Raw genomic sequence first — 2,039 nt, 5'->3', positions numbered from 1 at the left:
CCCCCCCCCGGAACCGCCCGACGGCACCGGCCGCGGTCGGTAGGGTGGTCGGTGGGGCGGCTCGCGGCCGCCCGCCGTCTCGCGCCGGACCTCGTGCCCACGCCCCGGCCCACGACCAAGGCCAGTCCACCGCGCGTAGTTCCGCCGTCCCGCATCGACCGGGCCGACGCGAGCGTGGGCAGCGCGGCCGGGAATGTTGCGTGTGTGATGGCCGACCCGAACAAGCGCGATATCCGAGCCCGCCAGCACGAGACGGGCGAGACGTACATGCAGGCCCGCCGACGCCTCACCGACGCGGACACCGCGCGGCACACCGTCGGCACGATCGGGTACCTGTTCTCCAGCAGCCTGCCCTGCACGCCGACGCACACCCCGCCGCCCGGCGAGGAGACCGCCTCGGAGGACGTCCTCGCCGCACTGGTCGCCAACAGCGCCGTGCGGTTGCGGCGGGAGGCGACGGGGGAGGTGTACCCGGGTTACGCGCACGCGTTCGTGCTCCCCACCGATCCGACGCCCGGCGCGGACAACGCCCCGACCGGCTGGTACTCGGCGGATGTGCTGGTGCTGGTCGGCGCCCGCCGCCCGTGGGCGGCGCCGGAGGAGCCGGACAGGGTGGAGACCGACGCGTAGCGCGCGGCCCGCGACGCCGTGCTGGGCATGTGGCCGATCCCCGAGGAGTGGACCCCGGCCGCGCTGCCGCTCGACGTCGCGAAACTCTTCCGCCGGTGGACCGACGAGGACATCCCGCGGCTCGCCGCCTCCGCGGTCGCGCGCGCGATGACCGTCGGCGGAGACCGCGACCTGGACCCCTACGGGGACCCTGCGCAGTGACTCCCCAGGGGCGGCGGTGCGGGTGGTCGGCGCCTACGTCCGGTGCCGGGCTGCCAGGGGTGGGGGCCGCGCGGGGCGCCGGAGAGCCAGGCGCGGACCGCGTCGTCGTCGGCGGACTCGCCGGCGCTCACCCACGCGTCCCCGTCCCACCACTCCAGGACGAGCACGCCCGCGGCGGGGCGGGGACGCCGTACGCGTCGCGCGCCGACGTACTCGCCGGGCTCGCCCAGGAGTTCGTCCAGGCTGTTGTGGTCCACCACCGGCTCCCCTTCGTGCGGGTGGCCCCCGAACGGGCAGGCTACCGCCGCCGTTTCCGTCGCGACGGCGGCGGGCGGGCACCGTGTGCTGGTAGAACAGCCGGGTTCGGGCCCGTGGCAGGGCCCGGCGTATCTCAGCCGATCAGGTGAAAGGGCACGGTCGATGGCGACTGGCACGGTGAAGTGGTTCAACGCGGACAAGGGCTTCGGCTTCATCACGCAGGACGACGGAGGGCCGGACGTCTTCGTGCACTTCTCCGCGATCAACGCGTCCGGCTACCGCGAACTCCAGGAGAACCAGCGGGTCTCCTACGACGTGACGCAGGGCCAGAAGGGCCCGCAGGCGGAGAACGTCACCCCCGAGTAGAACCCGCGGCCCGATCCGCATCGTGCGTCCGCACGCGTCCGCCGCGCCGACTTCCTAGGGGTCGGCGCGGCGGTGCCGTTCGGCGGCGGTGGCGATGGTGTCCTCGACGAGCTGGTCGACCAGCCGCGCCAGCTGCGGGTCGTCGGTCCGCGGCCTTCCGCCCAGGTCGGCCAGGCCCACCGGGCGGCCGGGCACCGCGAGCCCGGACGCGCGTTCGATGACGAACGCGGCCGCGTTGTCGGTCATCCGCGCGGACAGCGGATCGGACGGCCGCTCCCGGGACAGGCGGGCCAGGATCGGGGCGAACCGCGCGCGCAACTCCTCGTCGGAGCGCGCCGCCTGCTCCGCGGTCATCACCGCCGTGCACAGGTGCCCGTCCACGTCACGCCACTGGCGTGTCACCCACGCATCGCCACCCATCCGCCGCCTCCCCTTTGCGCCGTAACCGCACCTGTGCGGCGGATCGCGTCCGTCGCGGTGGTGTGTCGGCCCCCCGGCCGCGTGGGGGTTGCGCGGCCGAAGGGGGCCGACACCAGGCAGGTCCGGCGCCGGGTGGGGGTGGGCGCCAGCCTGCTGCGGTCCCG

Annotated in this window: 5 protein-coding genes; 3 read left to right on the top strand and 2 right to left on the bottom strand. The window is 75.2% G+C overall.

Annotated elements, in window-relative coordinates:
• Positions 1–207: 207 nt before the first annotated feature.
• Positions 208–630, top strand: a complete 423-nt coding sequence (locus tag ACRX5S_RS40230) for a hypothetical protein (RefSeq protein WP_436778259.1) — start codon at positions 208–210, stop codon at positions 628–630.
• A gap of 27 nt (positions 631–657) precedes the next feature.
• Complete coding sequence (locus ACRX5S_RS40225; RefSeq protein ID WP_436778258.1) at positions 658–831, top strand: hypothetical protein; 174 nt, start codon at positions 658–660, stop codon at positions 829–831.
• Here the strand turns inward: ACRX5S_RS40225 and ACRX5S_RS40220 are convergent.
• Positions 810–1,088, bottom strand: coding sequence for a hypothetical protein (locus tag ACRX5S_RS40220; protein ID WP_436778257.1), 279 nt, complete (start codon positions 1,086–1,088; stop codon positions 810–812). The genes ACRX5S_RS40225 and ACRX5S_RS40220 overlap by 22 nt on opposite strands.
• Before the next feature lie 163 nt (positions 1,089–1,251).
• Between ACRX5S_RS40220 and ACRX5S_RS40215 the strand changes: the two genes are divergently transcribed.
• Positions 1,252–1,455, top strand: coding sequence for a cold-shock protein (locus ACRX5S_RS40215; protein ID WP_436778256.1), 204 nt, complete (start codon positions 1,252–1,254; stop codon positions 1,453–1,455).
• 54 nt (positions 1,456–1,509) lie between these two features.
• On the opposite strand, the gene ACRX5S_RS40210 is transcribed toward ACRX5S_RS40215, so the two are convergent.
• A complete protein-coding gene (locus ACRX5S_RS40210; protein WP_436778255.1) occupies positions 1,510–1,875 on the bottom strand; it encodes a hypothetical protein in 366 nt (121 codons plus the stop codon).
• Positions 1,876–2,039: the final 164 nt, after the last annotated feature.

It is taken from the genome of Yinghuangia sp. YIM S09857 (genome assembly GCF_051388915.1).
Taxonomy (GTDB): Bacteria; Actinomycetota; Actinomycetes; order Streptomycetales; family Streptomycetaceae; genus Yinghuangia.
Note: the sequence above shows the minus strand (reverse complement) of the source record. Positions and strands in the feature narration are given on the sequence as shown.